31 protein-coding genes are annotated in these 25,920 nt (G+C 72.3%); 23 read left to right on the top strand and 8 right to left on the bottom strand.

What is annotated here, in order from left to right; translation table 11 throughout:
• Positions 1-38: 38 nt before the first annotated feature.
• Complete coding sequence (locus tag ACIRU3_RS13525) at positions 39-860, top strand: ABC transporter permease (protein WP_404055631.1); 822 nt, start codon at positions 39-41, stop codon at positions 858-860.
• Between the two features lie 34 nt (positions 861-894).
• Positions 895-1,566, top strand: a complete 672-nt coding sequence (locus ACIRU3_RS13530) for an AAA family ATPase (RefSeq protein ID WP_404055633.1) — start codon at positions 895-897, stop codon at positions 1,564-1,566.
• Between the two features lie 5 nt (positions 1,567-1,571).
• Here ACIRU3_RS13530 and ybaK read toward each other — a convergent pair whose 3' ends face one another.
• The 4 genes from ybaK to ACIRU3_RS13550 all read right to left on the bottom strand — a co-directional run bounded on the left by ybaK (position 1,572) and on the right by ACIRU3_RS13550 (position 5,661).
• On the bottom strand, positions 1,572-2,126 hold the full coding sequence (gene ybaK / locus ACIRU3_RS13535) for a Cys-tRNA(Pro) deacylase (RefSeq protein ID WP_404055635.1): 555 nt from the start codon (positions 2,124-2,126) through the stop codon (positions 1,572-1,574).
• A gap of 22 nt (positions 2,127-2,148) precedes the next feature.
• Positions 2,149-2,889, bottom strand: coding sequence for an LON peptidase substrate-binding domain-containing protein (locus ACIRU3_RS13540; protein WP_404055637.1), 741 nt, complete (start codon positions 2,887-2,889; stop codon positions 2,149-2,151).
• Between the two features lie 11 nt (positions 2,890-2,900).
• Positions 2,901-3,953: a hypothetical protein gene (locus ACIRU3_RS13545; protein WP_404055639.1), complete on the bottom strand. Its 1,053-nt coding sequence runs from the start codon at positions 3,951-3,953 to the stop codon at positions 2,901-2,903.
• A 130-nt stretch (positions 3,954-4,083) separates the two neighbouring features.
• Positions 4,084-5,661, bottom strand: coding sequence for an oxidoreductase (locus ACIRU3_RS13550; protein ID WP_404055641.1), 1,578 nt, complete (start codon positions 5,659-5,661; stop codon positions 4,084-4,086).
• 223 nt (positions 5,662-5,884) lie between these two features.
• Between ACIRU3_RS13550 and hisD the strand changes: the two genes are divergently transcribed.
• From hisD to ACIRU3_RS13600, 10 genes are all read left to right on the top strand, one after another.
• On the top strand, positions 5,885-7,210 hold the full coding sequence (gene hisD / locus ACIRU3_RS13555; RefSeq protein ID WP_404055643.1) for a histidinol dehydrogenase: 1,326 nt from the start codon (positions 5,885-5,887) through the stop codon (positions 7,208-7,210).
• Positions 7,207-8,331 carry a histidinol-phosphate transaminase gene (locus ACIRU3_RS13560; protein WP_404055645.1) on the top strand — a complete coding sequence of 375 codons (1,125 nt, stop codon included), beginning with the start codon at positions 7,207-7,209 and terminating at the stop codon, positions 8,329-8,331. Before hisD ends, ACIRU3_RS13560 begins: the two co-directional genes overlap by 4 nt.
• The gene (gene hisB / locus ACIRU3_RS13565) at positions 8,328-8,930 is read left to right on the top strand and encodes an imidazoleglycerol-phosphate dehydratase HisB (protein WP_404055647.1); all 603 of its coding nucleotides are present in this window, start codon (positions 8,328-8,330) and stop codon (positions 8,928-8,930) included. Before ACIRU3_RS13560 ends, hisB begins: the two co-directional genes overlap by 4 nt.
• Before the next feature lie 4 nt (positions 8,931-8,934).
• Positions 8,935-9,099, top strand: coding sequence for a hypothetical protein (locus ACIRU3_RS13570; RefSeq protein ID WP_404055649.1), 165 nt, complete (start codon positions 8,935-8,937; stop codon positions 9,097-9,099).
• Complete coding sequence (hisH, locus tag ACIRU3_RS13575) at positions 9,090-9,740, top strand: imidazole glycerol phosphate synthase subunit HisH (RefSeq protein WP_404055651.1); 651 nt, start codon at positions 9,090-9,092, stop codon at positions 9,738-9,740. Before ACIRU3_RS13570 ends, hisH begins: the two co-directional genes overlap by 10 nt.
• 3 nt (positions 9,741-9,743) lie before the next feature.
• Complete coding sequence (priA, locus tag ACIRU3_RS13580; protein ID WP_404055653.1) at positions 9,744-10,469, top strand: bifunctional 1-(5-phosphoribosyl)-5-((5-phosphoribosylamino)methylideneamino)imidazole-4-carboxamide isomerase/phosphoribosylanthranilate isomerase PriA; 726 nt, start codon at positions 9,744-9,746, stop codon at positions 10,467-10,469.
• The gene (locus ACIRU3_RS13585; protein ID WP_404055655.1) at positions 10,466-10,861 is read left to right on the top strand and encodes a RidA family protein; all 396 of its coding nucleotides are present in this window, start codon (positions 10,466-10,468) and stop codon (positions 10,859-10,861) included. The genes priA and ACIRU3_RS13585 overlap by 4 nt, the downstream gene beginning before the upstream one ends.
• Positions 10,858-11,613: an imidazole glycerol phosphate synthase subunit HisF gene (gene hisF, locus ACIRU3_RS13590; RefSeq protein WP_404055657.1), complete on the top strand. Its 756-nt coding sequence runs from the start codon at positions 10,858-10,860 to the stop codon at positions 11,611-11,613. The genes ACIRU3_RS13585 and hisF overlap by 4 nt, the downstream gene beginning before the upstream one ends.
• A gap of 123 nt (positions 11,614-11,736) precedes the next feature.
• Positions 11,737-12,324 carry a helix-turn-helix domain-containing protein gene (locus ACIRU3_RS13595; RefSeq protein ID WP_404055659.1) on the top strand — a complete coding sequence of 196 codons (588 nt, stop codon included), beginning with the start codon at positions 11,737-11,739 and terminating at the stop codon, positions 12,322-12,324.
• A 13-nt stretch (positions 12,325-12,337) separates the two neighbouring features.
• Positions 12,338-13,591, top strand: a complete 1,254-nt coding sequence (locus ACIRU3_RS13600) for an MFS transporter (RefSeq protein ID WP_404055661.1) — start codon at positions 12,338-12,340, stop codon at positions 13,589-13,591.
• Positions 13,592-13,685: 94 nt separating this feature from the next.
• Here the strand turns inward: ACIRU3_RS13600 and ACIRU3_RS13605 are convergent, their stop codons facing one another.
• Together ACIRU3_RS13605 and ACIRU3_RS13610 are read right to left on the bottom strand one after the other, a co-directional pair.
• Positions 13,686-14,084, bottom strand: a complete 399-nt coding sequence (locus ACIRU3_RS13605; RefSeq protein ID WP_404055663.1) for a VOC family protein — start codon at positions 14,082-14,084, stop codon at positions 13,686-13,688.
• Positions 14,085-14,094: 10 nt separating this feature from the next.
• Positions 14,095-14,730, bottom strand: a complete 636-nt coding sequence (locus ACIRU3_RS13610) for a TIGR03085 family metal-binding protein (RefSeq protein WP_404055665.1) — start codon at positions 14,728-14,730, stop codon at positions 14,095-14,097.
• A 196-nt stretch (positions 14,731-14,926) separates the two neighbouring features.
• Between ACIRU3_RS13610 and hisI the strand changes: the two genes are divergently transcribed.
• From hisI to lgt, 11 genes are all read left to right on the top strand, one after another.
• Positions 14,927-15,319: a phosphoribosyl-AMP cyclohydrolase gene (gene hisI / locus ACIRU3_RS13615; RefSeq protein WP_404055667.1), complete on the top strand. Its 393-nt coding sequence runs from the start codon at positions 14,927-14,929 to the stop codon at positions 15,317-15,319.
• A gap of 11 nt (positions 15,320-15,330) precedes the next feature.
• Complete coding sequence (locus ACIRU3_RS13620) at positions 15,331-16,827, top strand: anthranilate synthase component I (protein WP_404055669.1); 1,497 nt, start codon at positions 15,331-15,333, stop codon at positions 16,825-16,827.
• 52 nt (positions 16,828-16,879) lie between these two features.
• The gene (locus ACIRU3_RS13625) at positions 16,880-17,518 is read left to right on the top strand and encodes a TIGR02234 family membrane protein (RefSeq protein WP_404055671.1); all 639 of its coding nucleotides are present in this window, start codon (positions 16,880-16,882) and stop codon (positions 17,516-17,518) included.
• Positions 17,519-17,686: 168 nt separating this feature from the next.
• Positions 17,687-17,947: an HGxxPAAW family protein gene (locus ACIRU3_RS13630; protein ID WP_404055673.1), complete on the top strand. Its 261-nt coding sequence runs from the start codon at positions 17,687-17,689 to the stop codon at positions 17,945-17,947.
• A 94-nt stretch (positions 17,948-18,041) separates the two neighbouring features.
• Positions 18,042-18,482, top strand: coding sequence for a DUF2752 domain-containing protein (locus ACIRU3_RS13635; protein WP_404055675.1), 441 nt, complete (start codon positions 18,042-18,044; stop codon positions 18,480-18,482).
• Positions 18,483-18,625: 143 nt separating this feature from the next.
• Entirely contained in the window at positions 18,626-19,435 is an 810-nt protein-coding gene (trpC, locus tag ACIRU3_RS13640; protein ID WP_404055677.1) for an indole-3-glycerol phosphate synthase TrpC, read from the top strand.
• Positions 19,436-19,457: 22 nt separating this feature from the next.
• The gene (gene trpM, locus ACIRU3_RS13645; protein ID WP_404055679.1) at positions 19,458-19,703 is read left to right on the top strand and encodes a tryptophan biosynthesis modulator TrpM; all 246 of its coding nucleotides are present in this window, start codon (positions 19,458-19,460) and stop codon (positions 19,701-19,703) included.
• A gap of 58 nt (positions 19,704-19,761) precedes the next feature.
• On the top strand, positions 19,762-21,045 hold the full coding sequence (gene trpB / locus ACIRU3_RS13650) for a tryptophan synthase subunit beta (RefSeq protein WP_404055681.1): 1,284 nt from the start codon (positions 19,762-19,764) through the stop codon (positions 21,043-21,045).
• On the top strand, positions 21,042-21,860 hold the full coding sequence (gene trpA / locus ACIRU3_RS13655; protein ID WP_404055683.1) for a tryptophan synthase subunit alpha: 819 nt from the start codon (positions 21,042-21,044) through the stop codon (positions 21,858-21,860). Before trpB ends, trpA begins: the two co-directional genes overlap by 4 nt.
• A 147-nt stretch (positions 21,861-22,007) precedes the next feature.
• Positions 22,008-22,781, top strand: coding sequence for a DsbA family protein (locus ACIRU3_RS13660; RefSeq protein ID WP_404055685.1), 774 nt, complete (start codon positions 22,008-22,010; stop codon positions 22,779-22,781).
• Between the two features lie 82 nt (positions 22,782-22,863).
• Positions 22,864-23,832, top strand: coding sequence for a prolipoprotein diacylglyceryl transferase (gene lgt, locus ACIRU3_RS13665; protein ID WP_404055687.1), 969 nt, complete (start codon positions 22,864-22,866; stop codon positions 23,830-23,832).
• 62 nt (positions 23,833-23,894) lie between these two features.
• Here lgt and ACIRU3_RS13670 read toward each other — a convergent pair whose 3' ends face one another.
• Complete coding sequence (locus ACIRU3_RS13670; protein ID WP_404055689.1) at positions 23,895-24,707, bottom strand: HpcH/HpaI aldolase/citrate lyase family protein; 813 nt, start codon at positions 24,705-24,707, stop codon at positions 23,895-23,897.
• Entirely contained in the window at positions 24,704-25,918 is a 1,215-nt protein-coding gene (locus tag ACIRU3_RS13675; protein WP_404056225.1) for a CaiB/BaiF CoA transferase family protein, read from the bottom strand. Before ACIRU3_RS13675 ends, ACIRU3_RS13670 begins: the two co-directional genes overlap by 4 nt.
• Positions 25,919-25,920: the final 2 nt, after the last annotated feature.

Genomic DNA, 25,920 nt, shown 5'->3' on the forward strand with positions numbered 1-25,920 from the left:
GGCGAGGCGAACGCCGTCGGGAAGAGGAGCAGCTCGTTGTGAGTGTCGTACCCGCGGAGGTTCTGCCGAGCGGTACCCGGGCCGTGCCGGAGACGGCCCGGCCCGCGGCCGAGCTGGGGCCGCCCGCACGGCTGTGGCCGTCGCTGGTGGCCGTCTACCGGGCGCAGCTGTCCCGGGCCCGGGTGGCGCGCATCCCGCTGCTGTTCGTGGCGACGTTCCAGTCCGTCGGTATCGCCGTGATGATGCGGGGTGTCGTCGACAGCGACAGCGAGGCCCAGTCCGTGGTGGCGGGTTCCTCGGTGCTCGTCGTCGCCTACGTCGCGCTCAATCTGCTGTCCCAGTACTTCGGGCAACTGCGGGCCAGCGGCGGGCTCGACCACTACGCCACGTTGCCGGTGCCGCCGGCGGCGGTGGTGCTGGGCGCGGCGGGGGCGTACGCCTCCTTCACCGTGCCGGGGACCTTGGTGACCGCCGTCTTCGGGTGCGTGCTGTTCGGGCTGCCGCTGTCCAACCTGTGGATCCTGGTGGCCGTGATCCCGCTGGCCGGAGCCGCGCTCGCCGGGCTCGGTGCCGCCTGTGGACTGCTCGCGCCGCGGCCCGAGCTGGCCACGCTGCTCGGACAGCTGGGCATGTCGGCGGCGCTGCTGCTCGGGGTGCTGCCGGCCGACCGGATGCCGGAGTTCGTACGGCTGGCCAGGGATCTGCTGCCCTCGACCTACGGTGTGGAGGCATACGCGCGGACCTTCGGGGCGCACCCCGACTGGGCCGTCGTCCTTGCTGACCTGGGGGTGTGCGCGGGCGTCGGCGTGGTCTCGCTGGCCGTGGCGACCTGGGCGTACCGCAGGGCTGCCGTCCGGTGACGCGGCCCACAGCGCGACCTGGCACGATGGCAGGGTGACCGCACCGCTGACTCCGCCTCCGCCGCCGCACGACGACTCCCCGCACCAGGTCCGGCAGGCGCCGCCGCCTGCCGGGGCGCCGGTCGTGGGCCTGTACGAACAGGACGGCCCTGGGATGAAGACCGAAGTGCGGGAGGCCGCCGTGATCACGGTGGCCGTGGCTCTCGGCGGCGTCCTGTTCGGACTGCTGTGGTGGTGGCTGGCGCCGCATGTGCCGCTGGTCGGGGACGAGGTCGGCAAGAGCTGGGTCGTCTACATCAAGGACTCCGAGGGCGAGCAGGCTGCCGGCGTGGACGGCACGTTCACGCTGCTGGGGCTGGCCTTCGGGCTGGTCAGCGCGGTCGTCGTGTTCCTGCTGCGGCGGCGCGGGGGTGTGCCGCTGGTGGTGGCGCTGGGTGTGGGCGGCCTGCTCGGGTCGTTCCTGGCGTGGCGGCTGGGGGTGTGGCTGGGGCCCGGGTCCGATGTCATAGCCCACGCGAAGGCGGTGGGGAAGGGAGTCACCTTCTCGGCGCCGCTGAAGCTGGGGGCGAAGGGCGCGCTGCTGGCCTGGCCGCTTGCCGCGCTGCTGGTGCACCTCGGACTCACCGCGTTGTTCGGGCCGCGGGATCCCGAGCCCTATCAGCAGGGGCAGGCCCCCAAGGATTCCTACGGAGCCCCGCTGACGTAACCCCGTCAGCCCCGGCCGATCGGCGCCAGCACCGCGCCGGTCAGCTGCGTCAGGTCCCCGGGGGCCAGTTCGACCTCCAAGCCCCTGCGGCCCGCCGAGACGCAGATCGTGGTGTGGGTCCCGGCCGAGTCGTCCAGGACCGTGGGGAGCTTCTTGCGCTGGCCCAGCGGGGAGATGCCGCCGCGCACGTAGCCCGTGGTGCGTTCCGCGAGGGTGGGGTCGGCCATGGCCGCCCGCTTGCCGCCCACCGCCGCGGCCAGCGCCTTCAGGTCCAGCGTGCCGGCCACCGGGACCACCGCCACCGTCAGGGCGCCGTCCACGTCGGCCACCAGGGTCTTGAAGACCCGGTCGGGCGAGACGCCCATCGCCTCGGCCGCCTCCTCGCCGTAGGAGGGGTGGGCGGGGTCGTGGTCGTAGGAGTGGACCGTGTAGTCCACGCCGGCCGCCGTCAGGGCCACCGTCGCGGGCGTCCCGCCGGCCCGTCGCCCACCACCAGCCCTGTTCGCATGCGCTTCGCGCGTCGCTGATTCGGACTGCTGCTTCTTCGACTTCTTCGCCATCAGGGGTGTCGGCCTCGTTCGCTCAGTTCAGGCTGGTCCGCGTCCGCGTCAGCTCGAACGCGGGCAAGGACGGCAGATTACGGATGATGGCCGTCTCCGCGCGAAGCAGTTTCAGCTCGTCCCGGAGCCGGGAGGCGGTGTCCGGCGCCTGCAGCAGCCGCTGCTTCGTCGGTGTGTCCAGGACCATGGCGGCCGCCACCAGGTAGGAGACCACCGAGGGGTCGTCCGGGAGGTCCGCGCCCGTCGACAGGGAGCGCTCACGGGCACCTGCCAGGCGCTTCTGGTACTGGCGGAAGGCGCGCAGGACGCCCTCCGCGAGCGCGCCCGCCTCCTCGCCGGGGTCCTCCGACAGCTCCTCCACCTCCGCCGTCAGGAACGGGCCCGATGCGTCCACGGACAGCAGCCGGACCCGGGTCGTCCCGGTCGCCAGCACCTCGAACGTGCCGTCGGCGCGCTCGCGGATGGTCGCCGCGTCAGCCACGCAGCCCACGCCGTGGAAGGACTTGAGGGGCTCGGGGCCGAAGCCCGCGGACGGGCCACGCTCGGGCTCCGCGGTCTGATCCGGCATGCCAGGGGCGCTCGGCGCCACCTCGTAGCCGTCGCGGATCGCCACGACGGCGAACCGGCGCGGTTCGTCCTCAGGGGTCTTCAACAGCTCGCGCATCATGGCGCGATAGCGCTCCTCGAAGATGTTCAGTGGCAGCACGAGCCCGGGGAACAGCGCCGAGTTCAGCGGAAAGAGGGGGAGACGGACGGTGGTCACGGCGCCCCAGCCTAATGGTCCGATGCGGGGGCTTGGCCGCGGTGCTCGTTCCGCGGCCGCGGCGGCGCCGCCAGCAGCTCGGTCAGGGAGGTGTGGGGAGCGGCCGTCAGCAGTGCCTCGCGCAGCCGCAGGAAGTGGCCCAGCGGGTCGTCGGAGAGCCGGTCCCAGGGGAAAGATGTGGCGTACGGGCCGATCAGGTGCAGCTGGGTGCGGGCGTCCTCCCAGCGTTCCAGCCGGGCGAGGACGTAGACCAGCTTGTTGCGGACCTCGGCGGGCCAGGGTGTGGCGGCCGGGAACCGCCCGGAGAGCGTGACCGCCCGGTCGGCCGCCGCGTGCAGCCGCTCGCGCGGCACCTCGGGGCCGCAGCCGTCGGTGAGGTAGCCGAGGGCCGCCCGGGCCGGCAGCGCCTGGACGAGCGAGTCGGCCGGGGCGTCCTGTGCGGCCCGGTCGGCGAAGTCGAAGCACTCGCGGTGCGAGCCGTGCCAGGAGGCGCCGAGATAGCGCAGGGCGGCCACATGGCAGCCGTAGTGGTGCGGTGCCCGCCGGACCGCCGCCTCCCACAGCTCCTCGAAGTAGCGGTGCCCGGCCCGGGAGCCGCGCGCGTGGTCGAGCGCGATCCGCCAGGGCACCGGGTCGCGGTCGTCGGCGCGGGCGGCGGCCGTGATCAGCGGGCTCACCTCGCGCAGCAGCTCGGCCCGGGCCGGCGAGGGCCAGGCGCGGTCCACCGCCAGCTGGGCTGCGACGAGGGCCGCGTCGGGGTCGCCCGGGGCGGCCGCCTGCCATTCCTCGAACCATTCGGGGCGCGAGCGGGCGAAGGCGGCCAGCCGTTTGGCGTACCGGTCGCGGTCCTCCCATTCGGCCGCGGCGCGGGTGGTGGCGAGCAGGGCGGCGGCGGCGCCGTACTCGCCCCGGCCGGCCGCGACCAGCGTGGGGGAGAGGCGCTCGTCGGGCGCGTCGAGGACGGCCTCGTCACCGCCCCGCGGTGGGGCGGCGGGGCGCGAGGCACGTCGTGTCATCCGTGTGGGGCGGAGGAACGCCGGCAGCAGAGCCATGGTGTCGACCATTGAAAGTCCGCAGGTCGGGAGTGCGCCAGAGGATCCGGGCAAGTCATGGAAAGTTGTATGGCCGATGGTCAAGGACGGGTAAAACGTGACTGTTCAGCCCTTGCGTCCCACCTCTCGGTGAACTTGGGTATCAGCCCCGCCTGAGCAGCCGGGTCGCGCCCGCCGCCACCGTGGTCGCGAGTATCCAGCCCAGTGTGATCATCATCGCCGCCAGCCACTGCCAGCCGCCGCGCAGCTGCCACTGGCCCGCCTGGCCCAGATCGATCACCGGCAGCAGGAGGTCCAGCGTGAACAGGGCAGGGCTCCAGGTCGGATGCCCGCCGGAGTTCATCGGCGGATGGTCGGCGTGCGAGAAGCCCAGCGTGCCCGCCGCCCACAGCACCGCCATCCACACCGCGGCCCGGCCGGGGCGGTAGCCGTAGGCCACCGTCCAGTCCTGGACGTACCCCCAGAACTTGCCCGCCAGTGGCAGTGTCTCGCGGCGCCGGCGCTGCTTGGCGAGCAGCACCTCGCGGGCGTCCTCGTCCTCCCCGGCGGCGCGCAGCACGGAGGCCAGCCGTTCGTACGGCTCCGGGTTGTACTCGGCGGTGGCCGCCGCCACCCAGTCCAGGCGCCGGGTCAGCGGGAACGGCCCCTGCGGTACGAGACTCTCGTACGCGAAGCCGCCCATGTGCAGGTTGCCCGGCCCCGGCCAACTGCCCGCTCGGTCCACCAGATTGACGACCCGCGCACCGGACAGCACCACCTTCCCGCGCTGCGGCTGGTCCCCGAGGAAGCGCAGCTCGGGCGTCTGCACCCGGCGCAGCGACAGCTCCTGGTCGTCGGTGAAGGCGAACCGGGCCCGCTCCATGTCCACGGCGTCGCCGAACCGCCCGTCGTCCAGCCGTATCCCGCCCCGGCACTCGAAGCGCTGGATGCGCGTCCCGCGCGCGGGGGTCGTCCCGCTCAGCAGCGGATTGCCCACGCCGGCCGGGGTCAGGTACAGGGTGCGCTCCACCGTCAGCTGGGGGGCGTTCAGGGCGAGGCGCGCGTACGGGTTGGCCAGTTTCGCCCCCCGCAGGCTCAGCGACACCCCGATCTTGGCGCTGCGCAGGCTCAGCTCGCCGTGCGACTCCAGCAGCTCCGCCTGCAGATCCTGGCCCACGGTCATGCCGTCCGCGGCGATCGAACGGCCGCTGCGGTCCCGGTAGACGATCGCCTGGTTGAGCAGCAGGTCCGTGCCGATGTGCGCATCGGTCAGCCGGACGCCGTTCTGGAAGCGGCAGCGCGGCAGGTGCAGATCGCCCTCGGTGTGCACCCGGGCCGCCTCCAGGCGCGGCGCCGCGCAGTCCACCAGGCGCAGGGTCGTGAACCGGGCCTCGGGGAGGAGGATCTCCTCGTCGAAGCGGCAGCCGCGCATCTCCAGGTACGGCGTGACCGTGCCGCCCGCCAGGTCCAGCGTGCCGGTGATCCGCACGCCGACCAGCTTCAGCGAGGACACCCGGCCCGCGAGCGCGGGCGGCCCGTCCAGCAGCAGCCAGCAGATGATGCGCGCCCGCACGCTCCGCTCGGGCCCCCAGGGGTGCCCGCCGTGCGGATCGTCCACGACGGCGTCGCCGCTGCTGAGGTCGTACACGCTGCCGTTGCGGAAGGCCTGCCACATGCCCGCCTCGGCCGCGGTCAGGTCGTCCGGCAGGTCCCCGGCGCGGATGCCGGCTCCCTCGGTCACCGCTCTTCCTTCTCTCTCACCTGCACACGAGCTTTCTCGACTACTCACGAGTCACGTTTTTTCGTACACCCGTTCATGCCCGCTGAGTGACGCCTTGTACACAAGACGTGAAGGCGATCTTCCGGGTTCCAGCCAGGCTATGTACCACCTGTTGGGCCACGTTCTGTATCAGCCATTGATACGCGCGGACGGCTCCCGACCCCGGTCTGAGAGAATTGACACCGTGATCTCCCGAATCGATCTGCGCGGCGACGCCCTTCCTGAGGGCCCCGCCCTGCGCGACCTGCTGCCCCGAGCCGACTTCGACGTTCAGACCGCCCTGGAGAAGGTGCGTCCGATCTGCGAAGCCGTGCATCATCGGGGCGACGCGGCGCTGATCGACTTCGCCGAGAAGTTCGACGGAGTACGGCTGGAATCCGTCCGTGTCCCGGCCCGGGCGCTCACCGGGGCGCTCGAGGCCCTCGACCCGGCCGTGCGCGCGGCCCTGGAGGAGTCCATCCGCCGCGCCCGTCTGGTCCACCGCGAGCAGCGCCGTACGACGCACACCACCCAGGTCGTGCCCGGCGGATCCGTGACCGAGAAGTGGGTGCCGGTCGAACGTGTCGGGCTCTACGCCCCGGGCGGCCGCTCGGTCTACCCGTCCTCCGTGATCATGAACGTGGTGCCCGCGCAGGAGGCCGGAGTCGAGTCGATCGCGCTCGCCTCCCCCGCCCAGGCCGAGTTCGGCGGGCTCCCGCACCCGACGATCCTCGCGGCGTGCGCCCTGCTCGGTGTGGACGAGGTCTACGCGGCCGGCGGCGCCACCGCCGTCGCGATGTTCGCGTACGGCACCGAGTCCTGTCCGCCCGCGAACATGGTCACCGGCCCCGGCAACATCTGGGTGGCCGCAGCCAAGCGCTACTTCACCGGCAAGATCGGCATCGACGCCGAGGCCGGCCCCACCGAGATCGCGGTCCTCGCGGACGACACCGCCGACCCGGTGCACGTGGCCTCGGACCTGATCAGCCAGGCCGAGCACGACCCGCTCGCGGCGGCCGTCCTCGTCACCGACTCCGTCGAGCTGGCCGACGCGGTGGACAAGGAGCTGGAGGCGCAGGTCGGGGCCACCAAGCACATCGAGGACCGCATCCGCCCGGCCCTGGCCGGCAAGCAGTCCGCGATCGTGCTGGTCGACGGCATCGAGGAGGGCCTCAGGGTGGTCGACGCCTACGGCGCCGAGCACCTGGAGATCCAGACCGCCGACGCCGCCGCGGTCGCCGGCCGCGTGAAGAACGCGGGCGCGATCTTCATCGGTCCCTGGGCCCCCGTCTCGCTCGGCGACTACGCGGCCGGGTCCAACCACGTCCTGCCCACCGGCGGCTGCGCCTGCCACTCCTCCGGCCTGTCCGTCCAGTCCTTCCTGCGCGGCATCCACATCGTGGACTACACGAAGGACGCGCTGGCCGAGGTCGCGCACCACGTGGTGACGCTGGCGGAGGCGGAGGACCTGCCCGCGCACGGCGCGGCGATCAAGGCGAGGTTCGGCTGGAAGGTACCCGAGAGCAAGTGACCGGCAACCCCTCTCTGTCCCCTTGGGACGAGCTCCCCATCCGCGACGAGCTGCGCGGCAAGTCCCCCTACGGCGCGCCCCAGTTGGACGTCCCCGTACGGCTGAACACCAACGAGAACCCGTACCCGCTGCCCGAGCCGCTGGTCGAGCGGATCGCGGAGCGGGTGCGCGAGGCCGCCCGCGGCCTGAACCGCTATCCCGACCGGGACGCGGTCCAGCTGCGCACCGAGCTGGCCAAGTACCTGACCAGGACCGGCAAGTACCCGCTCGGCATCGAGAACGTGTGGGCGGCCAACGGTTCCAACGAGGTCATCCAGCAGTTGCTGCAGACCTTCGGCGGACCGGGCCGTACGGCCCTCGGCTTCGAGCCGTCGTACTCGATGCACGCGCTCATCGCTCGCGGCACGGGGACCGGCTGGATCCCGGGCCCGCGGGGCGAGGACTTCACGATCGACCCCGCGGCCGCCGAGCGGGTCATCGCCGAGCACCGGCCCGACGTCGTCTTCATCACCACCCCCAACAACCCCACCGGAAACGCGGTTCCGCCCGAGACGGTCCTCGCGCTGTACGACGCGGCCCAGGCGGCCAGGCCGTCCATGGTGATCGTGGACGAGGCCTACATCGAGTTCAGTCACGGCGACTCGCTGCTGCCGCTGCTGGAGGGCCGGCCGCACCTGGTCGTCTCCCGCACCATGTCGAAGGCCTTCGGCGCCGCCGGCCTGCGGCTCGGCTACCTCGCCGCGCACCCCGCGGTCGTGGACGCCGTACAGCTCGTACGACTGCCGTACCACCTGTCCGCGATCACCCAGGCGACCGCCCTGGCCGCCCTGGAGCACACCGACACGCTGCTGAAGTACGTCGAGCAGCTCAAGTCGGAGCGCGACCGGCTGGTCGCCGAACTGCGCGCGATCGGCTACGACGTCATCGGGTCCGACGCGAACTTCGTGCAGTTCGGCCGGTTCGAGAGCGCCCACGACGCCTGGCGGCGGATCCTCGACCGGGGCGTCCTGGTCCGGGACAACGGCGTACCGGGATGGCTGCGGGTGTCCGCCGGAACCCCCGAAGAGAACGACGCGTTCCTCGACGCGGTACGGGAACTGAAGAAGGAGCTTGAGGCATGACTCGCGATGTCCGCGTCGGACGAATCGAGCGCACCACCAAGGAGACCTCGGTGCTGGTCGAGATCGGTCTCGACGGCACCGGGAGGACCGACATCGCCACCGGCGTCGGCTTCTACGACCACATGCTCGACCAGCTCGGCAGGCACGGCCTGTTCGACCTGACCGTCAAGACCGACGGCGACCTGCACATCGACTCCCACCACACCATCGAGGACACCGCCCTCGCGCTCGGCGCCGCCTTCAAGCAGGCCCTCGGCGACAAGGTGGGGATCTACCGCTTCGGCAACTGCACGGTTCCGCTGGACGAGTCCCTCGCCCAGGTCACCGTCGACCTGTCCGGCCGCCCCTACCTCGTGCACACCGAGCCCGAGAACATGGCGCCGATGATCGGCGAGTACGACACGACGATGACCCGGCACATACTGGAGTCCTTCGTCGCGCAGGCGCAGATCGCGCTGCACGTGCACGTGCCCTACGGGCGCAACGCGCACCACATCGTGGAGTGCCAGTTCAAGGCGCTCGCCCGGGCCCTGCGCTACGCCAGCGAGCGCGATCCCCGCGCGGCCGGCATCCTCCCCTCCACGAAGGGCGCGCTGTAAACCCATGAACGGTCTCTCGACCCTCCTGATCGTCGTCGGCCTCTTCCTGGTCGGCGGGATCATCTCCTTCGCGAAGCAGAAGATGCCCGCGAGCCTGATCGTGCTCCTCTCCATCGGTGCGGCCCTGTGCCTCGTCGCGGGCGTGATGCGGCTGGAGGTGTGGAATTGAGCCCTGCCACGAAAAAGGTCGTCGTCTTCGACTACGGCTTCGGCAACGTCCGCTCCGCCGAGCGCGCCCTCGCGCGCGTGGGAGCCGACGTCGAGATAACGCGCGACTTCGACCGGGCGATGAACGCCGACGGTCTGCTGGTCCCGGGCGTGGGCGCCTTCGCCGCCTGCATGGAGGGGCTGCGTGCGGCCCGCGGTGACTGGGTCGTCGACCGCCGGCTGTCCGGCGGGCGGCCGGTGATGGGCATCTGCGTGGGCATGCAGATCCTGTTCGCGCGCGGCATCGAGCACGGCGTGGAGACCGAGGGCCTCGACGAGTGGCCCGGCTCCGTCGAGCCGCTCCAGGCCGAGATCGTTCCCCACATGGGCTGGAACACCGTCGACGCCCCGGCCGACTCGGAGCTGTTCGCCGGCCTGGACGCGGACGCCCGCTTCTACTTCGTGCACTCCTACGCCGTCCACGACTGGACCCTGGAGTCGCACAACCCGCTGATCGCGGCCCCCAGGGTCACCTGGTCGACGCACGGCAAGCCCTTCGTGGCCGCGGTGGAGAACGGAGCCCTGTGGGCCACCCAGTTCCACCCCGAGAAGTCCGGCGACGCCGGTGCCCAGCTCCTCACCAACTGGATCGGAACCCTGTAGACCATGGCCAAGCTCGAACTCCTTCCCGCCGTCGACGTCCGCGACGGCCAGGCCGTCCGCCTCGTGCACGGCGAGTCCGGGACCGAGACGTCCTACGGCTCCCCGCTGGAGGCCGCCCTCGCCTGGCAGCGCTCCGGTGCCGAGTGGCTGCACCTGGTCGACCTGGACGCCGCCTTCGGTACGGGTGACAACCGGGAACTGATCGCCGAGGTCGCCCGGGCGATGGACATCAAGGTGGAGCTGTCCGGCGGCATCCGCGACGACGCCACCCTCGCCGCCGCCCTCGCCACCGGCTGCACCCGGGTGAACCTCGGCACCGCCGCCCTGGAGACCCCCGAGTGGGTGGCCAAGGTCATCGCCGAGCACGGTGACAAGATCGCGGTCGGCCTGGACGTGCGCGGCACGACGCTGCGAGGCCGCGGCTGGACCCGCGACGGCGGCGACCTCTACGAGACGCTGGCGCGCCTCGACAAGGAGGGATGCGCCCGCTACGTCGTCACCGACATCGCCAAGGACGGCACCCTCCAGGGCCCGAATCTGGAGCTGCTGCGCAACGTCTGCGGAGTGACGGACCGGCCGGTCGTGGCCTCCGGCGGCGTGTCGTCGCTGGACGACCTCCGCGCCATCGCCGAGCTGGTACCCCTCGGTGTCGAGGGCTCCATCGTCGGGAAGGCCCTGTACGCGAAGGCGTTCACCCTGGAAGAGGCCCTGGAGGCGGTAGCGCAGTGAGCGACGTACGACGCGTGACCACCGGCGCGCCCTGGGAGGAGCAGTTCGGCTACTCCCGTGCGGTCGAGCTGCCCAACGGCCTTGTCCTGGTCTCGGGCTGCACGTCCATCGTGGACGGCCAGATCGCCGGCGGCGGCCCGTACGAGCAGGCGGTCAACGCCTTCAACGTCGCGCTGGCAGCGCTGGGCCGGCTGGGGCTCGGCCGGGACGATGTCGTGCGCACGCGCATGTACCTCACCCATGCCAGGGACGTGGACGAGGTCGGGCGGGCTCACAAGGAGCTGTTCGACACCGTCCGGCCCGCCGCATCCATGATCATCGTCTCTGGTTTCGTGGACCCCAGTCTGGTCGTCGAGATCGAGGTGGAGGCGTTCCGAGGAGTGTCCGCATGACCTTGGCCGTACGAGTCATCCCCTGCCTGGACGTGGACAACGGCCGGGTCGTCAAGGGCGTCAACTTCCAGAACCTGCGCGACGCCGGCGACCCCGTCGAGATGGCCAAGGTGTACGACGCCGAGGGCGCCGACGAGCTGACGTTCCTGGACATCACCGCGTCGTCCGGCAACCGTGAGACGACGTACGACGTGGTGCGCCGCACCGCCGAGCAGGTGTTCATCCCGCTGACCGTCGGCGGCGGGGTGCGCACGGCCGAGGACGTGGACAAGCTGCTGCGCGCCGGGGCCGACAAGGTGGGCGTGAACACGGCGGCGATCGCCCGTCCCGACCTCATCCGGGAGATCGCCGAGCGGTTCGGCCGTCAGGTGCTGGTGCTGTCGGTCGACGCGCGCCGTGGCGAGTCCGGGTCCTTCGAGGTCACCACCCACGGCGGCCGCCGCGGTACCGGCATCGACGCCGTCGAGTGGGCGCACCGGGCCGCCGAGCTGGGCGCGGGGGAGATCCTGCTGAACTCCATGGACGCGGACGGCACCAAGGACGGCTACGACCTGGAGATGATCGCGGCCGTGCGCAAGCACGTCACCGTCCCGGTGATCGCCTCGGGCGGCGCCGGCAGGCTGGCGGACTTCCCGCCGGCCGTCGGGGCGGGCGCGGACGCGGTCCTGGCCGCCTCCGTCTTCCACTTCGGGGATCTGCGCATCGGCGAGGTCAAGCAGACGTTGCGGGAGGCGGGACACCCCGTGCGGTGAGGCCGTGTCGGCCTCCGGCCCCGGTTGCCCTCGGGCGGCCGGGGCCTTCTCGTTCCCAGAAAAGAAAGAGAAGTTGCGCAAAAAATGTTGTGCAACTTTTCTTTCTCATTTAGCGTTGAGTGCATGACAGCCAAGGGGAGCCGTCCCATCACCGACGTGGGCACACTGAAAGCCCTTGCCCACCCGCTGCGGATGAAGCTGTACCGAGCCCTGTGCGTGGCCGACAAGGCGACCGCCTCGCACCTCGCCGACCAGGTCGACGAGGCCGTCTCACTGGTCAGCTACCACCTGCGCAAGCTCGCCGAGCAGGGGCTGATCGAGGAGGCCGAGCCACAGAGCGCGGACGGCCGGGAACGCTGGTGGCAGCCCTCCTCGGAGGGTGTGAGCATCCGCGACAAGGACTTCCGGGACGCCCCCGAGAAGGCGGCCGCCCATCTGGCGGCCACCCGGCTCTTCCACGAACAGCGCGCCGACCTGTACCGGCGCTACCTCGACGAACGCGCCACCTGGAGCGCCGAGTGGAACGCCGCCGCACCCGACAGCGAGTCCCTGATGCGCCTCACCGCGGCCGAACTGACCGAACTCCAGGAGGAGTTGATCGCCCTGGTCAGGAAGTACGACGAGAAGGGCCGGTCCGCCGCAGCAGCCGGTGACACCGAAGGGCGCGAGCACGTCGCGCTGCACGTGTACGGATTCCCGTTCCGCGTCTGAGAAGGGCCCTCCCGTGACCGCCACCCTCATACCGCCGGTCTCCGCCACCGACGGCCGCCCCGCCCACCGCGACCCCAATGTCCTGCGCTGGCTCGGTGCCTACGCCTCCTCCATGCTCGGCGACAGCGTCTACTACATCGCCCTGTCCTGGGCCGCCGTCCAGGCCGGAAGCCCCGCACAGGCCGGTGTCGTGATGTCGGTCAGCGCCCTGCCGAGGGCCGTGCTGATGCTCGGCGGAGGCGTGCTCGCCGACCGGCTGGGCCCGCGCCGGGTCGTCATCGGCAGCGACGCCGTGCGCTGCGCGGCCGTTCTCGCGGTGGCCGCCCTGCTGTTCCTCACCAGTCCCGGGCTGTGGCCGCTCGCCCTGCTGGCCCTGGTCTTCGGCACCGTCGACGCCGTGTTCCTGCCCGCCGTCGGAGCCCTCCCGGCGCGGATCACCGGCAAGGACCAACTGGCCCGGGTCCAGGGCATGCGGGGCCTCGCGATCCGCTTCGCGAACGTCGTCGGCGCCCCGCTCGGCGGCCTCGCCGTGGCGGCCGGCGGCGCGACGGCCGCCTTCGGGCTCGCCGGGCTGCTCATCGCGGTCTCCCTGCCGCTGCTGGTCTCCGTACGGGTCCGGGACCTGCCGGCGGACGACAGGAGCGGTGCGCGGGAGGAAACCCCGTGGCGGGACCTCAAGGCGGGGCTGCGCTACCTCCGCGGCCACCGCGTCCTGGCCCCGCTGATGCTGGCCATCGCCCTTGGCGACCTCGGTTTCGTCGGCCCGTTCAACGTCGGTCTGGCCCTGCTCGCCGACCAGCGCGGCTGGGGCGCCTCCGGTCTTGGCTGGGTGCTCGCCGGGTTCGGCGCCGGCGCGGGCACCGCCTCGCTCCTGCTGACCGTCCGGGGGCGGCTGCCGCGCGCCGGGCTGGTCGCCGCGTGCGCCATCCTCGCGGGCTCCGTGGCGATCGGTGCCCTCGCCTATGTCCCGAGCCTCGTCGCGGCCGTCGGGGTCGCCCTGCTCGTCGGGCTGCTCGCCGGGCTCAGCGGCGCCATGTGCGGCGCCCTGCTGCAGACCCAGGCCGACCCCGCCTACCTCGGCCGGGTCACGGCCGTATCCGGCTTGGTCAGCCTCGGTCTCGCCCCACTGAGCATGCCGTTCGCGGCCGCGGCGATCGCGGCCTGGGGCATCGGCCCGGTCTATGTCGTCAGTGCCGTCGTCTGCGGGCTCGGCGGGGTCGTCGTCCTGTGCGCCCCGGGTCTGCGCCGCGCCGAGCTGCCCCGCTAGGGCCCGTCCGGCGGATCCGGCCGGCTCCGGGCGGCGGTGCCTCGTCGGCGCGGGTGGGCGTGCCGGACCCCGCGATTCCGGCAGGCCCGCCTGCTCAGCCCTTCGGCTGGGCCAGCTGCACCAGGTTGCCCACGGTGTCGTCGAGCACGGCCGCGATCACCGGCCCCTGCTCCTGCGGCTCGTGGGTGAACCGCACCCCGAGGCCGCACAGCCGCTCGTACTCCGCCTGGATGTCGTCCACGGAGAAGACGATGCACGGGATCCCCGCCTCGTACAGAGCCCGGCGGTACGGCTCCGCGATGGGGCCGTCGCCGGGCTCCAGCAGCAGCTGGAGGTCCGGCTGGGCCCCGGCCGGGGCGCCCACCGTGATGAACAGCGTGCCGCCGCCCAGGTCCAGGTGGGTACGGGTCTCGAAGCCGAGGACGTCGGTGTAGAAGGCGTGCGCCGTCGGCACGTCGTCCACGTAGACACCGGTCATCGCGACCTTGATCATGGCCGGCCTCTCAGATGCCCAGCTGCTTCGACTCGTGCAGCTTGGCGATCGCGTTCTCGTCGCCGTCCAGCTCGACCTTCGCCGCGCTCTGCCGGCCGAACGCGAACATCAGCAGCTCCGACGGCTCGCCCGTCACCGTCACCACGGGAGCGCCCCGGTGGGCGACGGCGGTCTGGCCGTCCGGACGCCGCAGGACCACGCCCGTCGGCACACCCCGGCCCAGCAGCCGGGCGGTGCGCTCCAGACGGGACCACAGGGCCTCCTGGAAGACGGGGTCGAGCTCGCGGGGCGTCCAGTCCGGCTGGGCGCGGCGTACGTCCTCCGTGTGGACGTAGAACTCCACGATGTTGGCCGCCTCGTCGATCTGCTTGAGCTGAAAGGGCGAGAAACGCGGCGGGCCCGTACGGATCAGCTGGATCAGCTCCTCGTACGGCTTCGCGGCGTACTCGCCCATCACCTTCTCGAGGCGCGGCGCGAGCGGCTTGAGCAGCGCGCCCCCGGCGGCGTCCGGCCGCCGCTCCCGCACCACCACGTGCGCGGCGAGATCACGCGTCTGCCAACCCTCGCAGAGGGTCGGGGCGTCCGGACCGGTCGTTTCCAAGAGGTCGGCGAACAGAAGCCGTTCACGCTGGGCGAAGGTCGACATGCAGTCAGCCTACGACCACGCACCGACTCCGCCCAGCGGGCGCGGGCCGCACCGCCGCCCGCCGTTCCGCCCACCCGCCCGCCGTTCCGCCCACCCGTCACCCGGCCGCCACCCCTCGACGAGGCGCTTCGCGCCCCAGTGCTCATCCAGTGGACACGGACCGTCACTGTCCGTGCGGCGCGGCACAATGGCACCCATGACCAGCACGCCTCCGCCCAGCAGCCTCGACCCCGGGATCGCCGCGCGCCTCAAGCGCAGCGCCGACGGACTCCTGCCCGCCATCGCCCAGCAGTACGACACCGGTGAGGTGCTCATGCTCGGCTGGATGGACGACGAGGCGCTGCACCGCACGCTCACCACGGGCCGCTGCACCTACTGGTCCCGCAGCCGCCAGGAGTACTGGGTCAAGGGCGACACCTCCGGTCACTTCCAGTGGGTGAAGTCCGTCGCCCTCGACTGCGACGCCGACACCGTGCTGGTCAAGGTCGACCAGGTCGGCGCCGCCTGCCACACCGGCGCCCGCACCTGCTTCGACGCCGACGTGCTCGTCAAGGACGCCGATTCCGGCCGACCCGCCTCCGATCAGTAAGGTCTGCCGCCATGGACCTCGAGACCTTCCGCAAGCTCGCCACCGACCGGCGCGTCATCCCGGTCACGCGCAAGCTCCTCGCCGACGGCGACACCCCGGTCGCGCTCTACCGCAAGCTCGCCGCCGAGCGCCCCGGCACCTTCCTGCTGGAGTCCGCGGAGAACGGCCGCTCCTGGTCCCGCTACTCCTTCGTGGGCGTGCGCTCCGCCGCCACCCTCACCGCACGGGACGGCGAGGCCCACTGGCTCGGCACCCCGCCCGTCGGCGTCCCCACGGACGGCGACCCGCTCGCCGCCCTGCGCGCCACCCTTCAGGCCCTGCACACCCCGCACCAGGAGGGCATGCCGCCCTTCACCGGAGGCATGGTCGGCTACCTCGGCTACGACATCGTCCGCCGCCTGGAGAAGATCGGCCCCGGCGAGCACGACGACCTGAAGCTGCCCGAGCTGACCATGCTCCTCACCAGCGACCTCGCCGTCATGGACCACTGGGAGGGCTCGGTCCTGCTGATCGCCAACGCGATCAACCACAACGACCTCGACACCGGAGTGGACGAGGCCTACGCGGACGCCGTGGCCCGCCTCGAGGCCATGGAGGCCGACCTGACCCGGGCGGTCGCCCAGCCCCCGGCGGTCCTGCCCCCCTCCGAACTGCCCGAGTACACCGCGCTGTGGGGCGGCCCCGACTTCCAGGCGGCCGTGGAGGACGTCAAGGAGCGCATCCGCGCGGGCGAGGCCTTCCAGGTCGTGCCCTCCCAGCGCTTCGAGACCCCGTGCACGGCGAGCGCACTCGACGTCTACCGGGTCCTCAGGGCCACCAACCCGTCGCCGTACATGTACCTGTTCCGGTTCCCCCACGGGGACGGCGGCGGCGCCTTCGACGTCGTCGGCTCGTCCCCCGAGGCGCTGGTGAAGGTCGAGGACGGGCGCGCGATGGTCCACCCCATCGCCGGTACCCGGCACCGCGGCGCCACCCCGCAGGAGGACCAGGCACTCGCCGAGGAACTGCTCGCCGACCCCAAGGAGCGCGCCGAGCACCTGATGCTGGTCGACCTCGGCCGCAACGACCTCGGCCGGGTCTGCGAACCCGGCTCGGTGGAGGTCGTGGACTTCATGTCCGTCGAGCGCTACTCGCACGTCATGCACATCGTGTCGACGGTCACCGGCAGGGTCGCGGACGGCCGTACGGCGTTCGACGTGCTGACCGCGTGCTTCCCGGCGGGCACCCTCTCCGGCGCTCCCAAGCCCCGCGCCATGCAGATCATCGACGAACTCGAACCGTCCCGGCGCGGCCTGTACGGCGGCTGCGTCGGTTACCTCGACTTCGCCGGCGACTCCGACACCGCCATCGCCATCCGTACGGCCCTGCTCCGCGACGGCACCGCGTATGTGCAGGCCGGCGCGGGCATCGTCGCCGACTCCGACCCGGTCGCCGAGGACCAGGAGTGCCGCAACAAGGCGGCGGCGGTGCTGCGCGCGGTCCACACGGCGAACCGGCTGGGCAAGTAGGGCGCTTCTCATAGGAACCCCGGGTGACGGTTCGCCCGGGGTTCAGGCGATAGTGGAGTACGTGACTGCCGTACCTCACCCCCGTTCCGAAGCCGCCGCGCCCGCCCGGTCCGGCCGGCGGAGCCTCGCCGTGGCCCTGCTGGGCGGTGCGCTCGGCGCGGCCGTGACGCTGCTCGCGACCCGGCAACGATGGTCGGAGGGCACCGCCACGGTGGCCGGTGGCGCGTTCCCGCTGACAGCCAGGGGCAGCGACGTCACGGGCGTCCCCGCGGCCCTCGCCATAGTGGGCCTCGCCGCGCTCGTCGCCGTCTTCGCCGTCCGCAGAGCCGGCCGCCATGTCGTCGCCGCCCTGCTCGCGCTCTCCGGCGCGGGCATCGTCGCCGCCGCCCTCCTCGGGGCCTCGGACGGCTCCGCGCTGGACGAGAAGGCCGCGCAGACCACCGGCGACACCTCGGCCACGGTCGCCGCCCTCAGCCACACGGGCTGGCCCTATGTCGCGGCCGTCGGCGGCGTCCTGATCCTCCTCGCCGGGCTGCTCGCCCTGCGCTACGGCCGCCTGTGGCCCGCCATGTCCGGCCGCTACGAGCGCGGGGCCGACCGCCCGCGGCGCACGGCGCGCCCGGCGGACCCCGAACGTCCGGAGGAGATCTGGAAGGCCCTGGACCGCGGCGAGGACCCCACCGGCGCCTGAGCCGTACCCCCGGGCCGTCGCCGGATGTGGCGAACCAGACGCCGCCCCAGCCTCCCGCACCCGCTCACGTACGGGACAATGGACGATGAGCGTCCGGCTCGGACAGTGATCGGACGGGCTCGGAACCGTACGACACGTACACACGTACACAGCAACGAGGAGCAAGTCATGGCGGGCAGCAGCCACGGTCACACCCCGGCCGCCTGGACCGGCGTCACCATCGCCTTCATCGGTTTCTGCGTCTCGGGTGCCTTCATGGTGATGGCGCAGCCGCTCGGCTTCTGGGCCGGCATGGTGATCGTGGTCCTCGGCGGTGTCGTGGGCGCCGCCATGCGCGCCATGGGCCTCGGCCAGCCGAAGCAGCAGGCGCACGCCATCGCGCACGTGGCCCCCGCCGCGACCCGCGAGCCGGCCGGCGCCGACGCCTGAGCACCACCGCTTCCCGCGAGGGGCGGTCCGCACCGGGGACGGTGCGGACCGCCCCTCGCGCGCGTGTGCGGAGCGTGCGGGGCACAATGCCAGCGTGAACGCCGACAGCCGCCCAGCCCCGCGCACCAGCCCGCCCGCCGCCCTGTGGGGCCGGCTCGCCGTCCCGGCCGGCCTCCTCGCGGCCGTGGCCGGGGCCTTCGCGTACGTCGGCTCGGTCGACCCCAACGAGCCCGGCCACTACCCGGTGTGCCCCCTGTACCGGCTCACCGGCCTGTACTGCCCCGGCTGCGGCGGACTGCGCAGCGCGCACGCCTTCGTCCACGGCGACTTCCTCACCGCCCTGCACGACAACGCGGCGGGCGTGGCCGCCTACCTCGGTTTCGCGGTGCTGTGGACCGTCTGGGTGGTCCGCGCGGTGCGCGGCCGGGCGGTGCGGATCGAGCCCGGGGGGGTGAAGATGTGGAGCATAGGGGTGTTGCTGCTGGTCTTCACCGTGGTCCGGAACCTGCCGGGCGGCGGTTGGCTGCATCCTTGACCGCTTGCGAAACGTCCAGGTCGTGGGACCGGTATAGATCGGATGCAGGGCCTGCGTGGACCTCCGGATACCATCGATGTGACCGAGGGTTTTCAAAACCCGAAGGAACAACTGGAACAACCGTCTGAAAGGGGGCCGCTCGCGTGAGTGTGCTCGACGAGATCATCGACGGAGTCCGTGCCGACCTCGCGGAGCGGCAGGCACGCGTCAGCCTCGACGAGCTCAAGGAGCGTGCGGCGAAGGCCCCCGCCGCCAAGGACGGGGTGGCCGCGCTCAAGGGCGACGGTGTCAAGGTGATCTGCGAGGTCAAGCGCTCCAGCCCCTCCAAGGGCGCGCTGGCCGCGATCGCCGACCCGGCCGGGCTCGCCGCCGACTACGAGGCGGGCGGTGCCGCCGTCATCTCGGTCCTGACCGAACAGCGCCGCTTCGGCGGCTCGCTGGCCGACCTGGAAGCCGTCCGGGCGCGCGTGGACATCCCGGTCCTGCGCAAGGACTTCATCGTCACGTCGTACCAGCTGTGGGAGGCCCGGGCCTACGGCGCCGACCTCGCGCTGCTGATCGTGGCCGCCCTCGACCAGCCGGCCCTGGAGTCGCTGATCGAGCGCGCCGTCTCCATCGGACTCACCCCGCTCGTCGAGGTGCACGACGAGGACGAGGTCGAACGGGCCGTGGCCGCGGGTGCCCGGATCATCGGCGTCAACGCGCGCAACCTGAAGACCCTGGAGGTCGACCGCGGCACGTTCGAGCGGGTGGCTCCGGAGGTTCCCGAGGGCATCGTCAAGGTCGCCGAGTCCGGAGTGCGCGGGCCGCACGACCTGATCGCGTACGCCAACGCCGGTGCCGACGCGGTCCTGGTCGGCGAGTCCCTCGTGACCGGGCGCGACCCGAAGGCCGCCGTCTCCGACCTGGTCGCCGCGGGCGAGCACCCCGCGCTGCGGCACGGGCGAAGCTGACCACGCCGTAGGGTTTCCTCCGATGACGCTCACCGCCACCGCCACGATCGTGGACCGGTATGCCCGCCTCGCGCGCGGCTGCCGGCCGCGTGGCTGCCGCGCGCCCGCACGCAGGGTGCACGGCCGGCGGGTGCGCTACGTCATCGGTGACGAACCGGGCCAGGTGAACGGCATGCGATGGCGTCCCTCCAGGGGCGCGGGGCTGTGCCCGCCCGTGCGGCTCCGCCGCACGGGCGCGACACACCACAGCCGGCCCACGGCCGTCTGACGACCCCGCCCCCACGGCGAATTCGTGTTGTCCACACAACTCACCGTGAGGTTTCTGCATGCCCAGCCAGTTCTTCATCCCTGACCCGACCGGCCAGGTACCCAGCGCCGAGGGCTACTTCGGCGCGTTCGGCGGGAAGTTCATCCCGGAGGCCCTCGTCGCCGCCGTGGACGAGGTCGCCGTCGAGTACGAGAAGGCGAAGGCCGATCCGGAGTTCGCCCGCGAGCTCGACGACCTGCTCGTCCACTACACCGGCCGGCCCAGTGCCCTGACCGAGGTGCCCCGGTTCGCCGAACACGCCGGCGGCGCCCGTGTCTTCCTGAAGCGGGAGGACCTCAACCACACCGGCTCCCACAAGATCAACAACGTCCTCGGCCAGGCCCTGCTCACCAGGCGCATGGGCAAGTCCCGGGTCATCGCGGAGACCGGCGCGGGCCAGCACGGCGTCGCGACGGCCACCGCCTGCGCCCTCTTCGGCCTCGACTGCACCATCTACATGGGTGAGGTCGACACCCGGCGCCAGGCCCTCAACGTGGCCCGCATGCGCATGCTCGGCGCCGAGGTCGTCGCCGTGAAGTCCGGCAGCCGCACGCTCAAGGACGCCATCAACGAGGCGTTCCGGGACTGGGTCGCCAACGTCGACCACACCCACTACCTGTTCGGCACGGTCGCCGGCCCGCACCCCTTCCCGGCCATGGTCCGCGACTTCCACCGGGTCATCGGCGTCGAGGCACGCCGCCAGCTCCTGGAGCGCGCCGGCCGCCTCCCTGACGCGGCCGTCGCCTGTGTCGGCGGCGGCTCCAACGCCATCGGCCTCTTCCACGCCTTCATCCCCGACGAAGGCGTCCGTCTGGTCGGCTGCGAGCCGGCCGGGCACGGCGTGGAGACCGGCGAGCACGCGGCCACCCTGACCGCGGGCGAGCCAGGCATCCTGCACGGCTCCCGCTCCTACGTCCTGCAGGACGACGAGGGCCAGATCACCGAGCCGTACTCCATCTCGGCCGGTCTGGACTACCCGGGTGTCGGCCCGGAGCACTCCTACCTGCGCGACAGCGGTCGCGGCGAGTACCGCGCGGTCACCGACGACGCCGCCATGCAGGCCCTGCGCCTGCTGTCGCGCACCGAGGGCATCATCCCGGCCATCGAGAGCGCCCACGCCCTCGCCGGCGCCCTGGAGGTCGGCAAGGAGCTGGGCAAGGACGGGCTGATCGTGGTCAACCTGTCCGGCCGCGGCGACAAGGACATGGACACCGCGGCGCGCTACTTCGGCCTCTACGACACCGACGCCGAGGTGGCCGCCAACGAAGCCGACACCGCCGAGATCGAGGGGGACGCCAAGTGAGCGGCAACATCCAGCTGTTGACGGACACCCTCGCGGCCGCGAAGGCCGAGGGCCGGTCCGCGCTCATCGCCTACCTCCCGGCCGGCTTCCCGACCGTGGACGGCGGCATCGAGGCGATCAAGGCCGTCTTCGACGGCGGCGCCGACGTGGTCGAGGTCGGCCTGCCGCACAGCGACCCGGTCCTGGACGGCCCGGTCATCCAGACCGCCGACGACATCGCCCTGCGCGGCGGAGTCAGGATCGCGGACGTGATGCGGACGGTCCGGGAGGCGCACGAGGCCACCGGTAAGCCGGTGCTCGTCATGACGTATTGGAACCCCATCGACCGCTACGGCGTCGAGCGCTTCACCGCGGAGCTGGCCGAGGCGGGCGGTGCGGGCTGCATCCTGCCCGACCTGCCGGTCCAGGAGTCGGGCCTGTGGAGGGAGCACGCGGACAAGCACGGTCTCGCCACCGTCTTCGTCGTCGCCCCCAGCAGCAAGGACGAACGGCTCGCCCGGATCACCGCGGCGGGCAGCGGCTTCGTCTACGCGGCCTCGCTGATGGGTGTCACCGGCACCCGCGCGTCGGTCGGCGCGCAGGCCCAGGACCTGGTCGAGCGCACCCGGGCCACCGGCACCCCGCTGCCGGTCTGCGTCGGTCTCGGTGTCTCCGACGCGGCCCAGGCCGCCGAGGTCGCCGGCTTCGCCGACGGTGTCATCGTCGGCTCGGCGTTCGTGAAGCGCATGCTGGACGCCCCGGACCACGCCTCGGGCCTCGAAGCGGTGCGCGGTCTCGCGGGCGAGCTGGCGAAGGGCGTACGCGGACAGGCGTGATCGCCCTCGGACGTCCGTTGTCACCCCTGGACGTCCGCAGCCGCCCGTAGTGACACGTAATGGTTCACAACGGATGATTCGGTCACTCGAACGAGTGGACCTCGGGTCGGGGAGGCGCGCTGCGCCTCCCCGGTTCGTTCTGGGGGTGTGAGCGAGAAGAACCGTGACGGAAAGCGCACTGCCCGGGAGCGGCTGGCGGTCGAGCGCGAGAAGCAGAAGTCCGCTGAGAAGCGACGGCGCACGCTGATCGTGGGCGCGAGCGTCGTCTGCGTCCTCGGCCTCGCGGCGGTGATCGGCGTGGTCGCGGCGAAGGCGGGCAAGGACAAGGGAACCAGCGCGGGCCCGGTCGTGGCGCCCTCGGGCGCGCAGGGCAAGGACAGTCTCGCGATCCCGGTCGGCAAGGACGGCGCCAAGTCGACGCTCACGGTCTGGGAGGACTTCCGCTGCCCGGCCTGCCAGTCCTTCGAGACCCGGTACCGGTCGACGCTCCACGAGCTGACCGACGCGGGCAAGCTCAGAATCGAATACCACCTGGTCCGGCTGATCGACGGCAACCTCGGCGGCACCGGCTCCCTGCGCGCGGCGAACGCCGCGGCCTGCGCCCAGGACGCCGGAAAGTTCCGCGACTACCACGACGTGCTGTACGCGAACCAGCCCCAGGAGACCGACGACGCCTTCGCGGACAACGGCAAGCTGATCCAGCTGGCCGGCAAGGTGAAGGGCCTCGACACCGCCGCCTTCCAGAAGTGCGTCAAGGACGGCGCCCACGACAGCTGGGTGAACAGGTCCCACAAGGCCATGCAGACCGCCGGCCTCAGCAGCACGCCCAGTGTCCTGCTGAACGGCAAGAACATCTACCAGGACCAGACGCTGACCCCGGAAAAGCTGAAGCAGATGGTGGAGCAGGCGAACCAGCAGTAAGTGTTTCTCACATCCCCGTTATGGACCCGTTGCCGGGCTGCTTGCCGACCCACCCGCCCGGCACGGTAGCGTCGACCTTGCCATGAACCTTGCCTCCATTCCCAGCCCGTCGCACGGGGTGTACCACCTCGGCCCCATTCCGCTGCGCGGTTACGCCTTCTGCATCATCATCGGCGTCTTCGTCGCTGTCTGGCTCGGCAACAAGCGCTGGATCGCCCGTGGCGGGCGCTCCGGCACGGTTGCCGACATCGCGGTCTGGGCCGTGCCCTTCGGCCTCGTCGGCGGCCGGCTCTACCACGTGATCACGGACTACGAGCTGTACTTCAGCGCCGGCCGTGACTGGGTGGACGCCTTCAAGGTGTGGGAGGGCGGCCTCGGCATCTGGGGCGCGATCGCGCTCGGCGCCGTGGGCGCCTGGATCGGCTGCCGACGCCGGGGCATCCCGCTGCCCGCCTACGCCGACGCCATCGCCCCCGGCATCGCCTTCGCGCAGGCCATCGGCCGCTGGGGCAACTGGTTCAACCAGGAGCTGTACGGCCGCGAGACGCATGTTCCGTGGGCGCTGCACATCACCTCCTCCGACGGCGGCCGGGTGCCGGGCTACTACCACCCGACGTTTCTGTACGAGTCCCTGTGGTGCATCGGCGTCGCCCTCCTGGTCATCTGGGCCGACCGCCGCTTCCGGCTGGGCCACGGCCGGGCGTTCGCCCTGTACGTCGCCGCGTACTGCGTGGGCCGCGGCTGGATCGAGTACATGCGCGTCGACGACGCCCACCACATCCTGGGTCTCCGCCTGAACGACTGGACCGCGATGCTCGTGTTCCTGCTGGCGGTGGCGTACATCGTTATCTCGTCGAAGAAGCGGCCGGGCCGTGAGGCGGTCGTGGAACCGGCAGCGGCTGCCGAGGCGGCCGCCGCCAAGAGCGAGCCCGAGTCCCCGGACTCCGCCGAGTCTGCGCAGCCCGAGCAGCAGGACTCCTCCGATTCCTCGGAGCCCGAGTCGCGGGAGTCACCGAAGGACGAGGCCGAGTCGGCGCCGAAGAAGAGCTGACGGCCGGCTGCACGGAACCGAAGGCGCCCGGATCCTTCCGGGCGCCTTCGGCGTGTGAGGGCTCAGCACCGTCGTGCCAGTGACAGGGTTCTCCGTGCCGTCGCCACCACCGCCGCGTCGATGAAGCGGCCGTCGGCGAGGGCCTGGGCGCCCGGGTCGGCCGCCGCTGCCTTGATGATCGTTTCCGCTTCCTCGATCTCCCCAGGCGTGGGCAGGTACGCCTCCTCGATCACCGGCAGCTGCCGAGGGTGGATCGCCGCTCGGCCCAGGAAACCGAGGCTGCGGCCGTGGGCGCAGGAGTCGGCCAGGCCGTCCAGGTCGCGGATGTCCGGGTGGACCGACTGGGGCGGCGGTGCCAGGCCGGCCGCACGGGCCGCGACGACCACGCGGGAGCGGGGCCAGTCGAGGCCAGCGTCGGCCCGTACCCCGAGGTCGGCCCGGAGGTCGGCCTCGCCGAGGGAGACACCCCGCAGGGACGGGTGGGCGGTGGCGATCGCGTACGCGTGCTCGATACCGAGGGCCGACTCCAGGAGGGCGTACAGGGGGAGCGGGCTGGCCACGGCGACCTGCCTGATCTGGTCCGGGGACGTCACCTTCGGGAGCCGCAGCCCGGACACGCCCGGCAGCGGGGCCAGCGTCGTGAGGTCGGCGGCCGCCCAGGGGCCGTCCAGGGCGTTGACGCGGACGTGGACCGGGACCGGCTGCGGTGCGCGGAGGCGCTCGGCGGTGGCCGTGCGGGCGTACTCCTTGCGGTCGGGGGCGACCGCGTCCTCCAGGTCGATCACCACCACGTCGGCGCCCGCTGCCAGCGCCTTGGTGACGACATGCGGACGGTCACCGGGTACGTAGAGCCAGGTGAGCGGCAGCGGTGTCACAGCGCGCCCTCCTCGCGCAGGGCGCGCAGGTCGGCCGGGGTGAGGCCCAGTTCGGTGAGCACCGCGTCCGTGTCGGCGCCGTGCGGGCGGCCGGCCCAGCGGATCGCGCCGGGCGTGGCGGACAGCCGGAAGAGCACGTTCTGCATGCGCAGCGGGCCCAGTTCCGGGTCGGCGACGGTGGTGACCGTGCCCAGGGCCTGGTACTGGGGGTCCGCCAGGACATCCCGCACGTCCTGGACCGGGGCCACCGCCGCCTCCGCCTTCTCGAAGGCCGCCAGGACCTCGTCGCGGGTGCGGGCCGCGATCCAGGAGCCCACCGCCTCGTCCAGCACCCCGGCGTGCGCGGCACGGTCCGTGCCCGTGGCGAACCACGGTTCCCCGATCAGCTCCGGGCGGCCCACCAGCCGCATCACCCGCTCGGCCACCGACTGCGCGGAGGTGGAGACGGCGACCCAGAGGCCGTCGGCGGTGCGGTAGGTGTTGCGCGGGGCGTTGTTCGCGGACCGGTTGCCGGTGCGTTTCTGGACGTAGCCGAGCTGGTCGTACCAGGTGGGCTGGGGGCCGAGGACGGCGAGGATCGGTTCGATGATCGCCATGTCCACGACCTGCCCCTCGCCGGTCCGGTCCCGCGCGGCCAGGGCCGTCAGCACGGCGTACGCCGTCGCCAGGCCCGCGATCGAGTCCGCGAGTCCGAAGGGCGGGAGCGTCGGCGGCGCGTCCGGTTCGCCGGTGACGGCCGCGAAGCCGCTCATCGCCTCGGCGAGGGTGCCGAAGCCGGGCCGGTGCGCGTACGGGCCGAACTGGCCGAAGGCCGTGACCCGGGCGAGGATCAGCCGCGGGTTGGCGGCGGACAGCTCCGCCCAGCCGAGGTCCCATCTCTCCAGGGTGCCGGGGCGGAAGTTCTCGATCACCACGTCGGCGGTGGCCGCGAGCCGGAGCAGCAGCGCACGGCCGCCGGGCTTGGACAGGTCGAGGGTGATGGTGCGCTTGTTGCGGCCGAGCACCTTCCACCACAGGCCGGCACCCTGCTTCGCCGGGCCGTGCCCCCGGGACGGGTCGGGCCGGCCCGGATGCTCCACCTTGATCACCTCGGCGCCGAAGTCGCCGAGCAGGGTGGCGGCCATGGGGCCCGCGAAAAGGGTGGCCAGGTCGAGGACCCGCAGGCCGTCGAGGGCCTGCATCGGCCGGGGCGCGCGCGGCGTCGTCCTCATGC

It is taken from the genome of Streptomyces sp. NPDC101151 (genome assembly GCF_044768335.1).
In the GTDB taxonomy this organism is placed as follows: Bacteria; Actinomycetota; Actinomycetes; order Streptomycetales; family Streptomycetaceae; genus Streptomyces.

Coding starts and splice junctions, on each gene's coding strand:
- ybaK (WP_404055635.1), bottom strand. CDS start 2,126: ATGGCGAAGAAGTCGAAGAAGCAGCAGTCCGAATCAGCGACGCGCGAA.
- ACIRU3_RS13545 (WP_404055639.1), bottom strand. CDS start 3,953: ATGGTCGACACCATGGCTCTGCTGCCGGCGTTCCTCCGCCCCACACGG.
- hisB (WP_404055647.1), top strand. CDS start 8,328: ATGACTCGCGATGTCCGCGTCGGACGAATCGAGCGCACCACCAAGGAG.
- ACIRU3_RS13570 (WP_404055649.1), top strand. CDS start 8,935: ATGAACGGTCTCTCGACCCTCCTGATCGTCGTCGGCCTCTTCCTGGTC.
- priA (WP_404055653.1), top strand. CDS start 9,744: ATGGCCAAGCTCGAACTCCTTCCCGCCGTCGACGTCCGCGACGGCCAG.
- hisF (WP_404055657.1), top strand. CDS start 10,858: ATGACCTTGGCCGTACGAGTCATCCCCTGCCTGGACGTGGACAACGGC.
- ACIRU3_RS13595 (WP_404055659.1), top strand. CDS start 11,737: ATGACAGCCAAGGGGAGCCGTCCCATCACCGACGTGGGCACACTGAAA.
- ACIRU3_RS13605 (WP_404055663.1), bottom strand. CDS start 14,084: ATGATCAAGGTCGCGATGACCGGTGTCTACGTGGACGACGTGCCGACG.
- ACIRU3_RS13610 (WP_404055665.1), bottom strand. CDS start 14,730: ATGTCGACCTTCGCCCAGCGTGAACGGCTTCTGTTCGCCGACCTCTTG.
- hisI (WP_404055667.1), top strand. CDS start 14,927: ATGACCAGCACGCCTCCGCCCAGCAGCCTCGACCCCGGGATCGCCGCG.
- ACIRU3_RS13620 (WP_404055669.1), top strand. CDS start 15,331: ATGGACCTCGAGACCTTCCGCAAGCTCGCCACCGACCGGCGCGTCATC.
- ACIRU3_RS13630 (WP_404055673.1), top strand. CDS start 17,687: ATGGCGGGCAGCAGCCACGGTCACACCCCGGCCGCCTGGACCGGCGTC.
- trpM (WP_404055679.1), top strand. CDS start 19,458: ATGACGCTCACCGCCACCGCCACGATCGTGGACCGGTATGCCCGCCTC.
- trpB (WP_404055681.1), top strand. CDS start 19,762: ATGCCCAGCCAGTTCTTCATCCCTGACCCGACCGGCCAGGTACCCAGC.
- lgt (WP_404055687.1), top strand. CDS start 22,864: ATGAACCTTGCCTCCATTCCCAGCCCGTCGCACGGGGTGTACCACCTC.
- ACIRU3_RS13675 (WP_404056225.1), bottom strand. CDS start 25,918: ATGAGGACGACGCCGCGCGCGCCCCGGCCGATGCAGGCCCTCGACGGC.